Source organism: Nocardia sp. NPDC050175 (assembly GCF_044459885.1).
GTDB lineage: Bacteria > Actinomycetota > Actinomycetes > Mycobacteriales > Mycobacteriaceae > Nocardia.
Window position 1 is genome coordinate 409,663 of record NZ_JBITJI010000008.1, and the last position, 14,544, is coordinate 424,206.

Consider the following 14,544-nt stretch of genomic DNA (forward strand, 5'->3'; position numbering starts at 1 on the left):
GGTCTAGTTCTTCAAAGGTGAAGGGTCATCTCCAGTGGTGAGCATTGCAATCAACAAAAATCGCGACAATGTTGCGATGCTCGGTATCGGTGCCTATCGACCGCAGCGAATTGTCAGCAACGAGGAAGTATGCAAGGTCCTCGATTCCACCCCGCAATGGATCTATGAGCGCACCGGCATCGAGAACCGGCGCTGGATCAGCGGCGACGAGACGTTGCAGTCGATCGCCGCAGCGGCCGGTGAGCGCGCGATCGTCAACAGCGGCATCGACCGGTCCAAGATCGGCGCGCTGATCCTGGCCACCTCGAGCTGGCTCATGCTGACCCCGCACGGTGCCCCGTCCATCGCGCACGACCTCGGCATCAACGGGATCCCGGCGTTCGATCTGACGTCCGGGTGCGGCGGTTTCGGTTACGGCCTCGGCGTGGCCGCGGACCTGATCCGGGCCGGCTCGGCCGGGTACGTGCTGTTGATCGGCGCCGAGACGATGACCGTCGGACTCGACCCCACCGACCGTGGCACCGCGATGATCTTCGGTGACGGCGCGGGCGCGGTGGTGGTCGGGCCGAGCGAGGAGAACGGCATCTCGCCGACGGTCTGGGGCAGCGACGGCGAGAACGCGGGCGCCATCGCGCAGGACGTCAACTTCCTCGAATACATGGAGAAGGCGCAGGCCATGCAGGGCACCGACCCGGCGGTCGAGCCGATCGGCCGGATGTCGCTGCGGATGGCGGGCCCGCGGGTGTTCCGTTGGGCCGCGGTCACTTTGCCGCGCGCGCTGTCCACCGCGCTGGAGCGGTCCGGGGTGGCGAAGGAAGACATCGAGGTCTTCGTCCCGCACCAGGCCAACGCCCGGATCAACGAGCTGATGAAGAAGAACCTCGGCCTGGCCGACGACATCCCGATGGCCAACGACATCGTGCAGACCGGCAACACCTCCGCCGCGTCGATCCCGCTGGCGATCGAGGAGATGCTGGTGACCGGCAAGGCCAAGGGTGGTCAGCTGGCGCTGCTGCTCGGCTTCGGCGCCGGACTCAGCTACGCGGGCCAGGTCGTCACGCTGCCGCCCAAGCCGGTCGAGCCGAGCTTCTGACCGATGCGGTTGTTCCGGGCCGGGTTTCTCGCCGCGGCCACTGTCACCGTCTATGCCGCCGTCACCGGTCGCGAGAAGGTGCAGTGGATCGCGAAACCCTTGCTGATGCCGCTGCTGGCCGCCGATGTGGTCACCCACGGGAACGGCATCGATCCCACGGATCGCACCGTGTTGCTCGGCTCGCTGGGCGCCGCGACGCTCGGTGACATCCTGCTCATCGACCCGGACAACGACCGCCGCCTGATCGCCGGTGCGTCGTCGTTCGCGGTGATGCAGGCCGGGTACTCGGCGCTGTGGTTGCGCAAGGGTGCGCGCCCGCGCGCCGAGGTGGCGCTGCCGCGAGTGGGTGCCTGGCTCGGCGCGGCGGCTCTGCTGCGCGCGAAGGCGCCCACCGTTGCCGCACCGCTGACCGCCTACGGCGCGACGCTGGGCACCGCTGGCGTGCTCGCCTCGGACCCCGCACTGGCACCGGGCGCGAAATCCATTGCAGGCGTGAACATTCCCAACGCCGACCCGCGTAGCCGACTGGGTCTTGGTGCCCTACTGTTCACCGTCTCCGACGGCCTGATCGTGCTGCGCCGCCTCTTCGCCCACACCGAACGCACCCGCAGCCTCGCCGAAGCCGTCATCCTGACGACCTACGCAGCCGCCCAGTTCCTGCTCGCCGATCCGGCCGCCCACGCGAAATCCGAACGGCCGCAGTCGCTCAGCCGCGGGTGACGGCGAGCGACTCGGTCGTCCGCAGGAACAACTCCAGCGCCGTGAGCAGTGCGTCCGGCGCGTCCTCTTGCGGAAAGTGGCCCGCGTTCGGGAGCTCGATCACCGGTGCGCTCGGGAAGGCTTCGCGAAATGCCGGAATGATGTAGCGGGGTAGCAGGGCGGTATCGCGCATACCCTCCAGCAGCACGGCAGGTTTGGCCCGGAGTGCTGCCGCCGCCGCTGGATCCGGCAGGGGCAGTGGCGGTTTCGCGCCGAGCGTCACCAACTGCTGTGGAAATCGAATGACACCGCGGCAGGCCGCGCGGTCGGTGAAATGACCTGCGTAAGCGCGGATCCAGGTGGGCGTCACGATCTCGGGTCGGGTGATGGTCTGCAATGCGAGCATCAGATGAGTCACGGAACTGCCTGCGTTACCGAGTATTTCGTCGAGGGTGCCGTTCGCCTGCGCCGCGCCCGCCCAGCGGAACCAGGCACTGTCGGCGTGGTTCGCGTTCATCAGGTCCTGGTATCCCGGCATACCCAGCGGAAGCACCGTGTTGATCGCGACGATCCGATCGACCCGATCGGGATGACGCAAGGCGAAGCCGGTACCGATCGGACCGCCCCAGTCGTGCAGCACGAGCGTGATCCGGTTCAGGTCGAGCACGTCGACGAGCAGGGTTTCCAGGTTGTCGATGTGGTCGAGCGCGAGGTAGTCGGAGTCGGGCGGGGTCGCGCTCTTCCCGAAGCCCATCTGGTCGGGAACGATTACCCGGTGCCTTCGGGCCAGCGGGTCGATCAGGTGCCGCCACAGATAGCCCCAGGTCGGTTCGCCGTGCAGCAGGACCAGGGTTTCGCGCGCCTCGGGCGGGCCCTCGTCGACGTAGTGCTGGCGAAAACCGGCGGCCTCAGTATACCGGGCGCGGTAAGGCCAAGTGCCGTCAAAGGTTTCATCGCTCGGGATCATGTGCTGCCTCTCTCGTTCGGGTCTGGCTCGGCGAGGCTAACCGGGGTTCACTGCCATCTGCTGTCAGTGGAAAGCTGATCCGCATGCGGGCGAGCAGGTTGTTGTCGATCGTGCTGTTGCTGCAGGCCAGGGGGCGGATGACGGCGGAGCAGCTGGCGCGGGAGCTCGAGGTATCGGTGCGCACGATCTATCGAGACGTCGAATCGCTGAGCCTGGCGGGTATCCCGCTCTACGGCGAAGCAGGTCACGACGGCGGCTACCGGCTGATCGATGGTTATCGCACACGATTGACCGGCTTGACCGCCGACGAAGCGGAGGCGCTGTTCCTAGCGGGCCTGCCCGGTCCGGCCGCCGACCTAGGACTCGGTGCTGTGCTGGCCACGGCGCAGCTCAAGTTGAAGGCGGCGCTGCCGGACGAACTGAACGAGGGCGTCGGCCGGGTCCAGCAGCGGTTTCACTTGGACACCTCCGACTGGTACGTCGATCCGGACAGCACCGCGCAGTTGGCGGCGGTGGTCGATGCGACATGGAACCAGCGCCGCATCCGGATGCGCTACCGGCGGTGGGCGCCGCCACGGGAGGTGGATCGCGAGGTCGCGCCCTACGGCCTTGTCCTCAAATCCGGCCGGTGGTACCTGGTCGCCGAGTCAGGCGGGTTCCGCACCTACCGGATATCGCAAATCCTTCGAATCCAGTTGCTGGACACCACATTCGAACGATCAGCAGGATTCGATCTCGCGGCGCGCTTGGCCGAGTACCTCGATGATTTCGACGCCCGCCGCTATCTCGGCGACGCGCGAATTCGGCTGTCGAAGCGCGCACTCGAGCGCCTGCCGCACCTGCTCGAACCCGCGTTGGTCCGGGCGGCCAGGGATACCGCCGAGCCTGCCGATCGCGACGGAAGGATCATCGTGACAATGCCGATGGAGACTATCGAACACACCGCGGGCCTGCTGCTACGCCTCGGCGATGACGCGGAAGTGCTGGCGCCCGCCGACCTGCGCGACCGGATGGTCGAGATCGTCACCGGACTGGCCGAGATCTACCACACAAACGATCCGAAAACCCCTGTCACAGCACGACGATGATCCGATCCCGGTTCGCTGGATCGACCCGGATCGAGATGGTCTCGCCGACCGCGAGGCGTGGCTTATCCGCTGGTGTGACGTCGAAAACGATTGTCCCCCGGTAAGTCTCGGACCCCGGAATGGTCAACTCCAAATCCAGTTCGGTCAACTCGGTGTGATGATCGGTCCGCTGCAACGGATGCACCCCGTGCACCGTCGCCCACCCTTCCAGCCCATCCCGCCACAACCGCCGATCCGCTTTCGACGGCCGCGACGCCACCATCATCCCGATCCCCACACACGTCCCGAACAGCCCGACCAATGCCACGATCTGATACGGCAACGTCCCCGGCGGCGTGTGCTGAACCACCCATCCCAACCACAGCCCGAGCACAACCAGGTACGCGGCGGTCACCGCGAGCACCGTGCGCAGAATTCGCCCGTGATCCATCCCAGCCTCCACCCCGACTGTCGGACCTTCAGGATAGGCCCGCAGCAGCACTGACGTGCGCAAATCGGGGCGTGACAGCCGGATCGGGTCGGCCGATCCGGCCGGTTCGCGGTACGGCGGAACCGCTACCAAGCGTCGGTGAGGTCCGCGTGCTGACGGACCCAGGCGTGCATGGCGATCCCGGCGGCGACGCCCGCGTTGATGCTGCGGGTGGAGCCGAATTGGGCGATCGAAACGGTCATGGCCGCAGCGTCTTTCGCGTGCTCGGTGACGCCGGGGCCCTCCTGGCCGAACAGCAGCAGGCAGTCACGCGGCAGCTCGGCGGTTTCCAGCGGGACCGAGCCCGGCACGTTGTCCACCGCGACCACCGTGAGCCCTGCTTGCGCGGCGAAATCCAGCAGCTCGGCGATGCTCGCGTGATGCTCGATGTGCTGATAGCGGTCGGTCACCATGGCGCCGCGCCGGTTCCACCGCTTCCGGCCGACGATGTGCACGGCCGCGGCGGCGAAGGCGTTGGCGGTGCGGACCACCGTGCCGATGTTGGCGTCGTGCCCGAAGTTCTCGATGGCGACGTGGAACGGGTGCCTGCGCCGGTCGATGTCGGCGACGATCGACTCGCGCGTCCAATAGCGGTAGGCGTCGACCACGTTGCGGCGGTCGCCGCCGGTCAGTAGTTCGGGGTCGAGCCGGGGATCGTCCGGCGGCGGCTCGGCGTGCTCGGCGGCCCACGGGCCGACGCCGTGCGGGTGCTCGCCCCACTCGGTCGGCCCTGGTGGGTCCTGCTCCGCCGCGTCCGGCACTGGGTGATTCACTCCGACGATGCTAATTCCGGCCGCGGCCGCGCTGTCATGCGGCCGGATCGGCGCGGGTCAGTACGTGTTGGTGCTGCTCCAGACGCCGACCAGGCCGAGCACGATGAACAGCACGAAGAACAGGATGCCGAGGATGATCAGCGTCGAGGCGATGATCCCGCAGACGTAGCCGACCATGACATTCGAGCGGCCGCCGAGCGCACCGCCGGACGCGTCGATCTCGTTGAGCGCCCGCTTGCCCATCACCCAGGCGACCGGGCCGATGATCTGACAGAACACCAGGCTGAGAATGCCGAGGATCAGGATGATGGTGGCCTGTGGGTGTTCCGGCGGCGGTCCGTAGGCCCCGTAGGCTGGATAGCCGTACGGCGGCTGCTGCGGCGGATAGCTCATCCGCTGGATGGTAGTGGGTGTAGCTGGCTACACCACATATTCGGCGGACAGCTCCATCGAACACCGCCGCCGCGCCGACAACGATGGGAGCCATGACCGAGACACACGCCGAGCCCACCCTCGTGCTCGACCCGACGCCCGGAAAAGCCGGGCGTTCCGCCGAGCGGGTGGCCCGTGCCGTGCTACGCGCCCCGTTCCAGGCCCGCGTCTGGAAAGAACTCGTCTACGTGTTCACCGTGTTCGTCCTCGGCTGCCTCGCCCTCGCGTACATGTACATCGGGTGGGGCGGCGGCATAGCGATCTCGTTCCTCATCATCGGACTGCCGATCCTGGCGCTGATCCTGCTCGGCGGCCGGACCTGGGCCCGGATCTATCGGGCGCTGGCCAAGGATCTGCTCGACACGGACGTGACGCCACCGCCGCCGTTTCGGCCAGGACCGGGCCTGCTCGGCTTCGTCAAGAGCGCGTTCACCGATCGGGCCAGTTGGCGGGCCGCGTTGTTCCTGCTGGCGCAGTCGGTGCTGGGTGTCGCGGTCGGCTGGCTGCTGCTGATCGTTATCGCGATGACGGTGTTCGTCGCGCTCTCGCCGCTCCCGTGGTGGCTCTTCGATCCGATCAACATCGATGCCCAAGGCGTGGAACATCATTCGCTGGCTCAGTTCGGCGACTACTACATCGAAACCTGGCCGCGGGCGATCGGCTTCGCGGCGCTCGGTGTCATCGGCTGCTTCGCGCTGCCCTGGCTGCTGCGCGCGGTCTGCTGGATTCATCGACTGCTGACCATCGCGTTGCTGAGCGTCACCGCGGGCGATCGGCGAATCGTCGAACTGCAGCAGGGCCGGAAGGCCGCGGTCGACGATTCGACGGCCACGCTGCGGCGGCTGGAACGAGATCTGCACGACGGCACCCAGGCCCGACTGGTCACCATCGCGATGGCGCTCGGCCGGGCCGAGGATCGGCTGTCCGCGGGCGGCGATCCTCGCGACCTGATCGCGGACGCACACGCCAGCTCCAAGGAGGCGCTGACCGAACTGCGCGAGCTGGTGCGCGGAATCCACCCGCCCGCACTGGAACTCGGGCTCGCCCCGGCCCTGGAAACCTTGGCCGCGCGCAGCTCGGTTCCGGTGGAGCTGCGGGTACACCTGCCCGAACGGCCGGATCCGGCGATCGAGGCGATCGCCTACTTCTCGGTGGCCGAGCTGCTCACCAATGTGGTCAAACACGCCAACGCCACCAGGGCCTGGATCTCGGTGGTGCCGACAGACGCGCGGACCATCGCGGTCACCGTGCGGGACAACGGAATCGGCGGTGTGCTGCAACCCGCACCGGGCGAATTCGCCGCGGGCAGCGGGCTTTCCGGCCTGTCCGCGCGAGCACGCACCGTCGACGGCACCCTCACCGTGCAGAGCCCGACCGGCGGGCCCACCGTGGTGACCATCCTGCTGCCGAAGGATGGCTCACGGTGACCGAGTCGCTGCGCATCGTGATCGCCGAGGACAGCGCGATCCTGCGGGACGGTCTCGCGGGTCTGCTGACCGAACGCGGTCACGAGGTGGTCGCCATGATCGGCGACGCGACGACATTGAGCGACGTGGTCGGCCTGCACAATCCCGATGTCGCCGTGGTGGACGTGCGGATGCCGCCGAGCTTCACCGACGAGGGCCTGCTCGCCGCCATCGAACTGCGCCGTAAGTACCCGATGACCGGCGTCCTCGTCTTCTCCCAGTGGGTCGAAACCCGTTACGCCACCGAACTTCTCGCCGGCGGCGCGAGTGGAGTCGGCTACCTGCTCAAGGACCGGGTGGCCGACGTCCGCGATTTCGTCGACGCCCTCCACCGTGTCGCCACCGGCGGCACCGCCCTAGACCCGGAGGTGGTGAGCCAATTGATGGGCGCATCCCGCCAACAGGATTCCCTGACCCGCCTCACCCCGCGCGAACGCGAGGTCCTCGAACTGATGGCACAGGGCCTGTCCAACAACGCCATAGCCACCGCCCTCACCGTCACCGAACGCGCCGTCGAAAAACACATCGGCAACATCTTCACCAAACTCGACCTACCCCCCTCCGACACCCACCACCGCCGCGTCCTCGCGGTGCTGCGCCTGAAAGGTTGATCGGTGCTGCTGCCGGAGATTCGGCCGAATAGTGCGGGGCCGGCGCATCGGATGCCTGTAGGACATGAGTGCGAGAACAAATACACATCGCTTGTGTAACAAATCGGGCGCGGAAATCCGGGCGGGGCTGGCACCATTGGTGCATGACCACGCGGAGGGCACAGGATCCGCGGCGCGCGACGCCGCGGTCGCTGGGTGAACGCTCGCAGGCCGGGCGGGATGCCGCAGCGACACCTGCGCTGTGGTCCGAACGCGCGGACATGGCGGAGTCGGCGATCGTGTCCCGGCATTTGCGCGCGCTGTGGGCGTTGCCGGGGACCGAGCTGGGGGTGGTCGGCTGGCCGGCGACCAAGCGGGAGCGCGCGTTCGGGTCCTGGCACTACTGGTGGCAGGCCCATCTGATCGATTGCGCGGTCGACGCGGCCAACCGGCTGCCGACGCCGGTGCGGCGCAAGCGGATTACCGCGATCGCGCGCTCACATCGCATTCGCAACATCACCGGCTGGACCAACAAGTACTACGACGACATGGCCTGGCTGGCCATCGCGCTGGAACGCGCGGAGCGGACCGCGGGCGTCACCGAGGCGCGCGGCGGGCTGATCGCGTTGGAGAAGCCGCTGTACGAGGGCTTCAATCCGGCGGTCGGCGCCGTGCCGTGGCGCATCGGCTCCGACTACTACAACGCGCCCGCCAACGGCCCGGCCGCCATCGCGCTGCTGCGGCTCGGGCGGCACGCGCGGGCCCAGGAGATGGCCGACTGGCTGGACGCCACGCTGCGCGATCCGGACAGCGGGCTGATCCTCGACGGTATCCACCTGCCCTCCGGTGAGATCGAGCGTCCGGTGTTCAGCTACTGCCAGGGCGTGGTGCTCGGCGTGGAAACCGAACTGGCGATGCACACCGGCGAGCCGAGGCACGGCGAGCGCGTGCATCGATTACTCGAGGCCGTCGAGGAGCACATGACCACCCGGGGCATCGTCAACGGTGGCGGTGGCGGCGACGGCGGTCTGTTCAACGGCATCCTGGCCCGCTACCTCGCGGTGGTCGCGCTGATGCTGCCCGGCGACGACAAGGCGCAGGAGGAGACTCGACGCTGCGCGGCCGAGATCGTGCGCGCCTCCGCGACGGCCGCCTGGGCGAACCGGCTGGAGGTCGAGGGCGAACCGCTGTTCGGGCACGACTGGAGCCAACCGGCGACGCTGCCCGGCGGCATCGCGGGCGCGGGCCATTTCACCGCCGGTGGCTCGGTGACCTCGTCCAAGGTGCCCGAACGCGACCTGTCGGTGCAGCTGTCCGGCTGGATGCTGATGGAGGCCGCCTACCTGGTCAGCGCCGCCGGGCTGTAATCAGTCGGACTGTAATCGGCACCGCGACTTCGCTTTCCGCTCAGCCGTCCGCGTCGACGATGCCGCTCGGCGAGGTCTCCAGCTCGAATTCCTCTGCGGGCTTGGCCATTTCCTGCCGGTAGTGCCGGATGCCGAGCACCGTTCCGATGATCAACCCGAGCACCAGCGTGCCGATCACGATCGGCATCAGCCACGGCACCCGATCCAGGAAGCCGCCCGCGTAGTACCCGATGAGCAGCAGCACCGGCGCCCAGATGATCGCGCCGACCGTGCTGGCCACGGTGAACTTGCGGTGATCCATGCCCGCCGCGCCCGCGACCGTCGGGCACAGCGTGCGCACCCACGGAATCCAGCGGGCGATGAGCACCGCGACGAAACCGTGCCGCTCCAGCAGTTCGGTGACCCGTTGCAGGTTGCGGGTGTTGATATAGCGGCCGTTCTTGCGCGCCACCAGGCGATGCCCGGTCCGCGCCCCGATGACATAGCCCACCTGATTACCCGCGATGGCCGCGAGCATGGTGCCCACCGACAGTGCCCACACCTGCGCTTCGCCGGAGGCGTTGGACGCCATCACGATGCCCGCGGTGATCAACATGGAGTCGCCGGGTAGGAAGAGCCCGAGAATGACCGCGCACTCGATGAAGACAAAGGCAAGTACCACTGTCCAGACGAGCGCGGGCCCCGCTGACATCAGCGGATCGAAATTGCCCACTGCTAGGGGCGAGGACGCCGCGATCACGAGCTCAGCGGGTCGGCTCGTTCGTCGAGACGGACAACTCGGCTTCTTGCCGGGCCGCCGGCTCCGCGCCACGGTTGAGCAGCTTCTTCGCCACCGCGAAGATGCCGGGCAGCACCGAGATCAGCACGATGAGCAGGAAGATCGCCTCGACGTGGTCGCGGATGAAGGCGACATTGCCGAGGAAGTAGCCGAGCACGGTCACGCCGCCGCCCCACAGCACCGCGCCGACGATGTCGAACGCGACGAACTTGCGGTAATCCATCTTGGACACCCCGGCCAGCACCGGCATGAAGGTGCGCACGATCGGCACGAACCGGGCCAGGATGATGGTCTTGGGACCGTGCTTTTCGAAGAACTCGTGCGTCTCGGTCACGTAGTGCTTCTTGAAGAAGCGGGTGTCTTCCTTGTGGAACAGCGCGGGCCCGATCGCCCGGCCTATCCAATAGCCGCTCTGGTCACCGGCGAAGGCGATCGCGATCACGGCGGGCAGCAGCAGCCAGATCGACACCGGCGGATTCGCCTGCGCCGCGAGCAGCCCGCCGGTGAACAGCAGCGAATCGCCGGGCAGGATCGGGAACAGCAGGCCGGTCTCGATGAAAACGATCACCAGGATGGCCGGGAGCACCGCGTTCTTGAGCCACGTCTCCGTGAGCAGGTGCATCGGGTCGAGCAACTCTTTGAGAGCGAGGTTGCTCGTCACCGATTCTGTCGCTGCCAGCAGAATCACGCGGTCTCCTGTTCTGGATACGGCTGGCCTGATCGCTTGCCATCGCATCGGAAGCTGCCAGCGTAATTACCGGGCCCACAGTACCGGGTTCGACTGAGAAACCCCGCGCTGTGCGCGAAACTACCGACTGGTCACCTGATGGTTCCTTGTGGACTACCGGCTGGTCACTGCTGCTGACCCGACTCCGCCCTCCCTGGATACCAGGCGAAACACCGCTGTCCTAGTGTGGTGGCTGACAAAATAGGTCTTTGCCGCAACAATCACGGAGGTCTTACTGTGCCCATCGCGACTCCGGAGGTCTACGCCGAGATGCTCGGTCGGGCCAAAGCGAACTCCTTTGCCTTCCCCGCCATCAACTGCACGTCGTCGGAGACGATCAACGCGGCCATCAAGGGCTTCGCGGACGCGGGTAGCGACGGCATCATCCAGTTCTCCACCGGCGGTGCCGAATTCGGTTCCGGCCTGGGCGTGAAGGATATGGTCACCGGTTCGGTCGCGCTGGCCGAATTCGCGCATGTGATCGCCGCGAAATACGACATCACCATCGCGCTGCACACCGACCACTGCCCGAAGGACAAGCTGGACGGATTCGTCCGGCCGCTGATCGCCATTTCCCAGGAGCGGGTGAAGAACGGGCAGGCCCCGTTGTTCCAGTCGCACATGTGGGACGGTTCCGCGATCCCGATCGACGAGAACCTCGAGATCGCCAAGGAACTGCTGAAGGCCTGTGCGCAGGCCAACATCATCCTCGAGGTCGAGATCGGCGTCGTCGGCGGTGAAGAGGACGGCGTCGAGGCCGAGATCAACGACAAGCTCTACACCTCGCCCGAGGACTTCCAGAAGACCATCGACGCGCTGGGCGCCGGCGAGAACGGCAAGTATCTGCTCGCCGCGACGTTCGGCAATGTGCACGGCGTGTACAAGCCGGGCAACGTCAAGCTCAAGCCCGAGGTGCTGGCCGAGGGCCAGCGGGTGGCCGCGGCCAAGCTCGGCCTGAGCCAGGACGCGCAGCCGTTCGACTTCGTCTTCCACGGCGGTTCCGGCTCGCTGAAGTCGGAGATCGAGGATTCGCTGCGCTACGGCGTGGTGAAGATGAACGTCGACACCGACACCCAGTACGCGTTCACCCGGCCGATCACCGGCCACATGTTCAGCAACTACGACGGTGTGCTCAAGGTCGACGGCGAGGTCGGCAACAAGAAGGTCTACGACCCGCGCAGCTACCTCAAGAAGGCCGAAACCTCGATGGCGGCACGTGTCACCGAGGCGTGCAATGATCTGAAGTCCGCGGGAAGGTCGATCAGCGCCTGACCCACTCATCAACCCACCGGGGGCTCGACAGCTCATGTGTCTGGATGTGCGCGTGCTCGGGCCCGTCCGGTTGCTCGTCGGCGGTGAGCCGGTGGCGGTCGGCGGGCCCAAGCCGCGGGCTCTGTTGGCCGCGCTCACCGTGAATCGGCGGCGCGCCGTGTCGTCGGCCGCGCTGGCCGACATGGTGTGGAACGAGGATCCGCCCGACTCCTACGCGGCCAGCCTGCAGGTATTCGTCTCGAATATCCGTAAGGCGCTGCGTAATTCGGGAGTGGATCCGGCGACGGTGTTGCGCACCGAATCCTCCGGCTATCGCCTGGAAGTGGCCGAGACCGCCTGCGATCTCGGCCGTTTCGAGGCGACGCGGGAGGCGGGCAGCCGGGCGGCCGCGCTCGGTGATCACGCCGGTGCCGCACAGCTTTTCGGTGCCGCGCTGCGCGAGTGGAGCGGTCGCGCGCTGGCCGATCTCACCGGCCTGCAGTTCGCCGACGGCTTCGCCACCGCGATGGACGAGGAGCGTCTCGCCGTCGCCTCCGCCCGGATCGACGCCGAAATCGCCCTGGGGCGTGCGTCATCGGTGATCGGCGAGCTGGTCGCGATGACCGGCGAGCATCCGCTGCGCGAGCCGCTGTGGGGCCAGTTGATCACCGCGCTGTACCTGTCCGGTCGACAGGCCGACGCGCTCGACGCGTGCCGCCGGGTGCGGGCCGTGCTCGCCGACGAACTCGGCATCGACCCGGGTCCGGCGCTGATCGAGCTCGAACATCGGGTGCTGCGCCAGGAACCGCTCGGCGCGGCCGAACACCGGCAGGTGGAACGGATGGCCGCGGCGATGACCGAGACCGTCACCGAGGCGCCGAGCACGGTGCGCAACGGACAGCTGCGGATGCCCGATGGGCGGGTGGTCGCGATCGCGCAGGGCGGCCTGCGGATCGGCCGGATGACCGACAACGATCTGGTGCTCGACGACCCGAAGGCCAGCCGGTACCACGCGCACATCATGCCGAGCCGGGCCGGTCTGCTGATCAAGGACCTGCACTCGGCCAACGGCGTCTACGTCAACGACGACCCGATCGAGAACGGCGCGCTGCTCGCCGACGGGGACCAGATCCGCATCGGCGCAACGATGTTGATCTTCCAGGCCGTGCTGTAGGCGTCAGTCGCAGGCGATGCCGTCGCCGTCCTGGTCGAGGTAGGAGTTGTAGCCCGGCTGGCCGCGGTAGAGCGTCCCGGCGCCTTCGGCTCGTACCTGATCGCAGTCGGTGTAGATCTTGGTCGATCGCTTCTTCTGGTCGCTGTCGCCGTTGCCGTTGCGATCCGGCGTCGGCCACGAATCATTCGGGCTGCTGATAAAGGTTGCGGTGGTGGGTGCGGCGGCGGAGGCGGTCGACGGCACCAGCGCGACGACGCCGACCGCGAGACATGCGGCGCCGATCGCGGGTGCCATGCGGCGCAATACTGAGTGGGTCACGACCTCCATCGTGCGCCCAAACGCCGCACTACGGGGTGTGGATTACCTGTGAGCCGGAAGCCGTGCCGGAGAATAACTCTGACCTGCGACGGAACAGATCCCTAAGCTAGTCGGACCTCGGCGATGGCTCGCCCGAACAACTTTCGACCCTCCGAGGTGCCACCGAGCACGATGGTCGCGGTGCGGGTATCCGGATCGAGCGACTTGATCCGGCCGACGAAGTCCACCGTGCTCGCCGCGTTCGCGGTCACCGGCACGAAGCCGGAGAACCGCACGCTGAACTTCTCGATGGCGGTCGGATCGCCGAGCCAGGAGGTCAGGTAGCCACCGGCCAGGCCCATGGTCAGCATGCCGTGCGCGACCACCGTCGGCAGACCGACCAGCTGGGCGGCGTGGTCGCTGAAGTGGATCGGGTTGGCATCGCCGGACACTCCCGCGTAATTGGCCAGGTCACCGCGGGCCAGCCGGAAGGATCCGGCGGGCAGCTGGTCGCCGACGGCGAGCTGGTCGAAGTCGGGCAGCGTCTGCACCGGCAGGATCGCGCGCTCCACCGCCGGGGCGGGCAGCTCGCCGAGGCCGAGCGGGATCAGCGCCGAGCTGTCGTCCAATCCGTCTTCGGCGGTGGGGAATTCGACCACCTGGCCGTGCATCATGATGTTGTCGACCACGTCGGTCAGGCTCGGGTCCACCTCGACGCCGCGCCGCGCCACGATGGTGGTGGAGCCGATCAGCGCGAGCTCGCCGTGCTGGTTGACCAGGGCGGAGCGGACCACGACGAAATCGTTGTCGCCGAACTGGCGGATCGACTCGATCAGGATCTCGCTGGTGAGCCGGTCGCCGGCCAGGATGGGCTGGTAAGCCTGGAAGACCTGATCGGTCTGCAGGATCTGGGACAGGTCGTATTCGGTGAGCACCGATTCGAGCAGCGAGCGGGTGCCGGACGAGCCGATGACCGAGGCGAAGGTGGGCGGCGCGATCACAGCGTCGTGGCCGAGCTTGTGCGCGTCGGGTTCCTGGTGGTGCGCGCCGTGGTGGTTCTGCACCGCCCGCGCGAACTCGCGGATCTTCTCCCGGCCGACCTCGTAGTGGTCCCGCACGCGGAACCGCTGTCCGGCCAGCGTCGCCGTCTGCTGCACGTCATCGGTTTCGAGCGCCATCGTCTGTTCCCTGCCCATGATGCGGCCACGCTACTAATGAACAGGACCGTTGACCAGCTGAGTGTGAGCAGCGCTACCGCCGATCGATGCGGAATTGCTATCGAATTCGCCAGTTCTTCACTTGCGGGCCCGTGACGTGCGATTTATACCAATTTGCGGTGATGTTTATCGGCTATGAAAAGCAAATAGGCTGCC

16 protein-coding genes are annotated in these 14,544 nt (G+C 67.2%); 8 read left to right on the top strand and 8 right to left on the bottom strand.

Annotated features, from left to right (window positions below):
- Positions 1-34: 34 nt before the first annotated feature.
- Positions 35-1,093: a beta-ketoacyl-ACP synthase 3 gene (locus tag ACIBK2_RS28425; RefSeq protein ID WP_396971428.1), complete on the top strand. Its 1,059-nt coding sequence runs from the start codon at positions 35-37 to the stop codon at positions 1,091-1,093.
- A gap of 3 nt (positions 1,094-1,096) precedes the next feature.
- Positions 1,097-1,813 carry a lysoplasmalogenase gene (locus ACIBK2_RS28430; RefSeq protein WP_396971430.1) on the top strand — a complete coding sequence of 239 codons (717 nt, stop codon included), beginning with the start codon at positions 1,097-1,099 and terminating at the stop codon, positions 1,811-1,813.
- On the opposite strand, the gene ACIBK2_RS28435 is transcribed toward ACIBK2_RS28430, so the two are convergent.
- Positions 1,800-2,759 carry an alpha/beta fold hydrolase gene (locus tag ACIBK2_RS28435; protein WP_396971432.1) on the bottom strand — a complete coding sequence of 320 codons (960 nt, stop codon included), beginning with the start codon at positions 2,757-2,759 and terminating at the stop codon, positions 1,800-1,802. The genes ACIBK2_RS28430 and ACIBK2_RS28435 overlap by 14 nt on opposite strands.
- Before the next feature lie 83 nt (positions 2,760-2,842).
- On the opposite strand from ACIBK2_RS28435, the gene ACIBK2_RS28440 reads away from it, so the two are divergent.
- Complete coding sequence (locus ACIBK2_RS28440) at positions 2,843-3,847, top strand: helix-turn-helix transcriptional regulator (RefSeq protein ID WP_396971434.1); 1,005 nt, start codon at positions 2,843-2,845, stop codon at positions 3,845-3,847.
- On the opposite strand, the gene ACIBK2_RS28445 is transcribed toward ACIBK2_RS28440, so the two are convergent.
- The 3 genes from ACIBK2_RS28445 to ACIBK2_RS28455 all read right to left on the bottom strand — a co-directional run bounded on the left by ACIBK2_RS28445 (position 3,831) and on the right by ACIBK2_RS28455 (position 5,482).
- Positions 3,831-4,277: a hypothetical protein gene (locus ACIBK2_RS28445; RefSeq protein WP_396971435.1), complete on the bottom strand. Its 447-nt coding sequence runs from the start codon at positions 4,275-4,277 to the stop codon at positions 3,831-3,833. The two genes, ACIBK2_RS28440 and ACIBK2_RS28445, sit on opposite strands and share 17 nt — an antisense overlap.
- Positions 4,278-4,402: 125 nt before the next feature.
- The gene (locus ACIBK2_RS28450) at positions 4,403-5,089 is read right to left on the bottom strand and encodes a TrmH family RNA methyltransferase (RefSeq protein ID WP_396971437.1); all 687 of its coding nucleotides are present in this window, start codon (positions 5,087-5,089) and stop codon (positions 4,403-4,405) included.
- Between the two features lie 57 nt (positions 5,090-5,146).
- Positions 5,147-5,482, bottom strand: a complete 336-nt coding sequence (locus ACIBK2_RS28455; protein WP_396971439.1) for a DUF4190 domain-containing protein — start codon at positions 5,480-5,482, stop codon at positions 5,147-5,149.
- A 92-nt stretch (positions 5,483-5,574) separates the two neighbouring features.
- Between ACIBK2_RS28455 and ACIBK2_RS28460 the strand changes: the two genes are divergently transcribed.
- From ACIBK2_RS28460 to ACIBK2_RS28470, 3 genes are all read left to right on the top strand, one after another.
- Positions 5,575-6,948 (top strand): sensor histidine kinase, encoded by a 1,374-nt coding sequence (locus tag ACIBK2_RS28460; protein ID WP_396971441.1) that lies wholly within the window; start codon positions 5,575-5,577, stop codon positions 6,946-6,948.
- An 8-nt stretch (positions 6,949-6,956) separates the two neighbouring features.
- Positions 6,957-7,598, top strand: a complete 642-nt coding sequence (locus ACIBK2_RS28465; RefSeq protein WP_396971521.1) for a LuxR C-terminal-related transcriptional regulator — start codon at positions 6,957-6,959, stop codon at positions 7,596-7,598.
- A gap of 260 nt (positions 7,599-7,858) precedes the next feature.
- Positions 7,859-8,944 carry a glycoside hydrolase family 76 protein gene (locus tag ACIBK2_RS28470; RefSeq protein ID WP_396971523.1) on the top strand — a complete coding sequence of 362 codons (1,086 nt, stop codon included), beginning with the start codon at positions 7,859-7,861 and terminating at the stop codon, positions 8,942-8,944.
- Positions 8,945-8,984: 40 nt separating this feature from the next.
- Here ACIBK2_RS28470 and ACIBK2_RS28475 read toward each other — a convergent pair whose 3' ends face one another.
- A complete protein-coding gene (locus tag ACIBK2_RS28475; RefSeq protein ID WP_396971443.1) occupies positions 8,985-9,635 on the bottom strand; it encodes a DedA family protein in 651 nt (216 codons plus the stop codon).
- Between the two features lie 52 nt (positions 9,636-9,687).
- Positions 9,688-10,344, bottom strand: a complete 657-nt coding sequence (locus ACIBK2_RS28480; RefSeq protein WP_396971525.1) for a DedA family protein — start codon at positions 10,342-10,344, stop codon at positions 9,688-9,690.
- 342 nt (positions 10,345-10,686) lie between these two features.
- On the opposite strand from ACIBK2_RS28480, the gene fbaA reads away from it, so the two are divergent.
- Entirely contained in the window at positions 10,687-11,721 is a 1,035-nt protein-coding gene (gene fbaA, locus ACIBK2_RS28485; protein WP_396971445.1) for a class II fructose-bisphosphate aldolase, read from the top strand.
- A 34-nt stretch (positions 11,722-11,755) separates the two neighbouring features.
- Positions 11,756-12,874, top strand: coding sequence for a BTAD domain-containing putative transcriptional regulator (locus ACIBK2_RS28490; RefSeq protein ID WP_379284197.1), 1,119 nt, complete (start codon positions 11,756-11,758; stop codon positions 12,872-12,874).
- Positions 12,875-12,877: 3 nt separating this feature from the next.
- Here the strand turns inward: ACIBK2_RS28490 and ACIBK2_RS28495 are convergent, their stop codons facing one another.
- Both ACIBK2_RS28495 and ACIBK2_RS28500 read right to left on the bottom strand, forming a co-directional pair.
- Complete coding sequence (locus ACIBK2_RS28495; protein ID WP_396971447.1) at positions 12,878-13,192, bottom strand: excalibur calcium-binding domain-containing protein; 315 nt, start codon at positions 13,190-13,192, stop codon at positions 12,878-12,880.
- Positions 13,193-13,293: 101 nt separating this feature from the next.
- Positions 13,294-14,367 (bottom strand): fused (3R)-hydroxyacyl-ACP dehydratase subunits HadA/HadB, encoded by a 1,074-nt coding sequence (locus ACIBK2_RS28500; RefSeq protein ID WP_396971449.1) that lies wholly within the window; start codon positions 14,365-14,367, stop codon positions 13,294-13,296.
- Between the last annotated feature and the right edge of the window lie 177 nt (positions 14,368-14,544).

What these genes read in the sequence shown, in the direction of transcription:
- ACIBK2_RS28445 (WP_396971435.1), bottom strand. Translation starts at nt 4,277, where the DNA reads ATGGATCACGGGCGAATTCTGCGCACGGTGCTCGCGGTGACCGCCGCG.
- ACIBK2_RS28475 (WP_396971443.1), bottom strand. Translation starts at nt 9,635, where the DNA reads ATGTCAGCGGGGCCCGCGCTCGTCTGGACAGTGGTACTTGCCTTTGTC.
- ACIBK2_RS28440 (WP_396971434.1), top strand. Translation starts at nt 2,843, where the DNA reads ATGCGGGCGAGCAGGTTGTTGTCGATCGTGCTGTTGCTGCAGGCCAGG.
- ACIBK2_RS28460 (WP_396971441.1), top strand. Translation starts at nt 5,575, where the DNA reads ATGACCGAGACACACGCCGAGCCCACCCTCGTGCTCGACCCGACGCCC.
- ACIBK2_RS28480 (WP_396971525.1), bottom strand. Translation starts at nt 10,344, where the DNA reads ATGCACCTGCTCACGGAGACGTGGCTCAAGAACGCGGTGCTCCCGGCC.
- ACIBK2_RS28430 (WP_396971430.1), top strand. Translation starts at nt 1,097, where the DNA reads ATGCGGTTGTTCCGGGCCGGGTTTCTCGCCGCGGCCACTGTCACCGTC.
- ACIBK2_RS28435 (WP_396971432.1), bottom strand. Translation starts at nt 2,759, where the DNA reads ATGATCCCGAGCGATGAAACCTTTGACGGCACTTGGCCTTACCGCGCC.
- ACIBK2_RS28470 (WP_396971523.1), top strand. Translation starts at nt 7,859, where the DNA reads ATGGCGGAGTCGGCGATCGTGTCCCGGCATTTGCGCGCGCTGTGGGCG.
- ACIBK2_RS28500 (WP_396971449.1), bottom strand. Translation starts at nt 14,367, where the DNA reads ATGGGCAGGGAACAGACGATGGCGCTCGAAACCGATGACGTGCAGCAG.
- ACIBK2_RS28490 (WP_379284197.1), top strand. Translation starts at nt 11,756, where the DNA reads ATGTGTCTGGATGTGCGCGTGCTCGGGCCCGTCCGGTTGCTCGTCGGC.
- ACIBK2_RS28455 (WP_396971439.1), bottom strand. Translation starts at nt 5,482, where the DNA reads ATGAGCTATCCGCCGCAGCAGCCGCCGTACGGCTATCCAGCCTACGGG.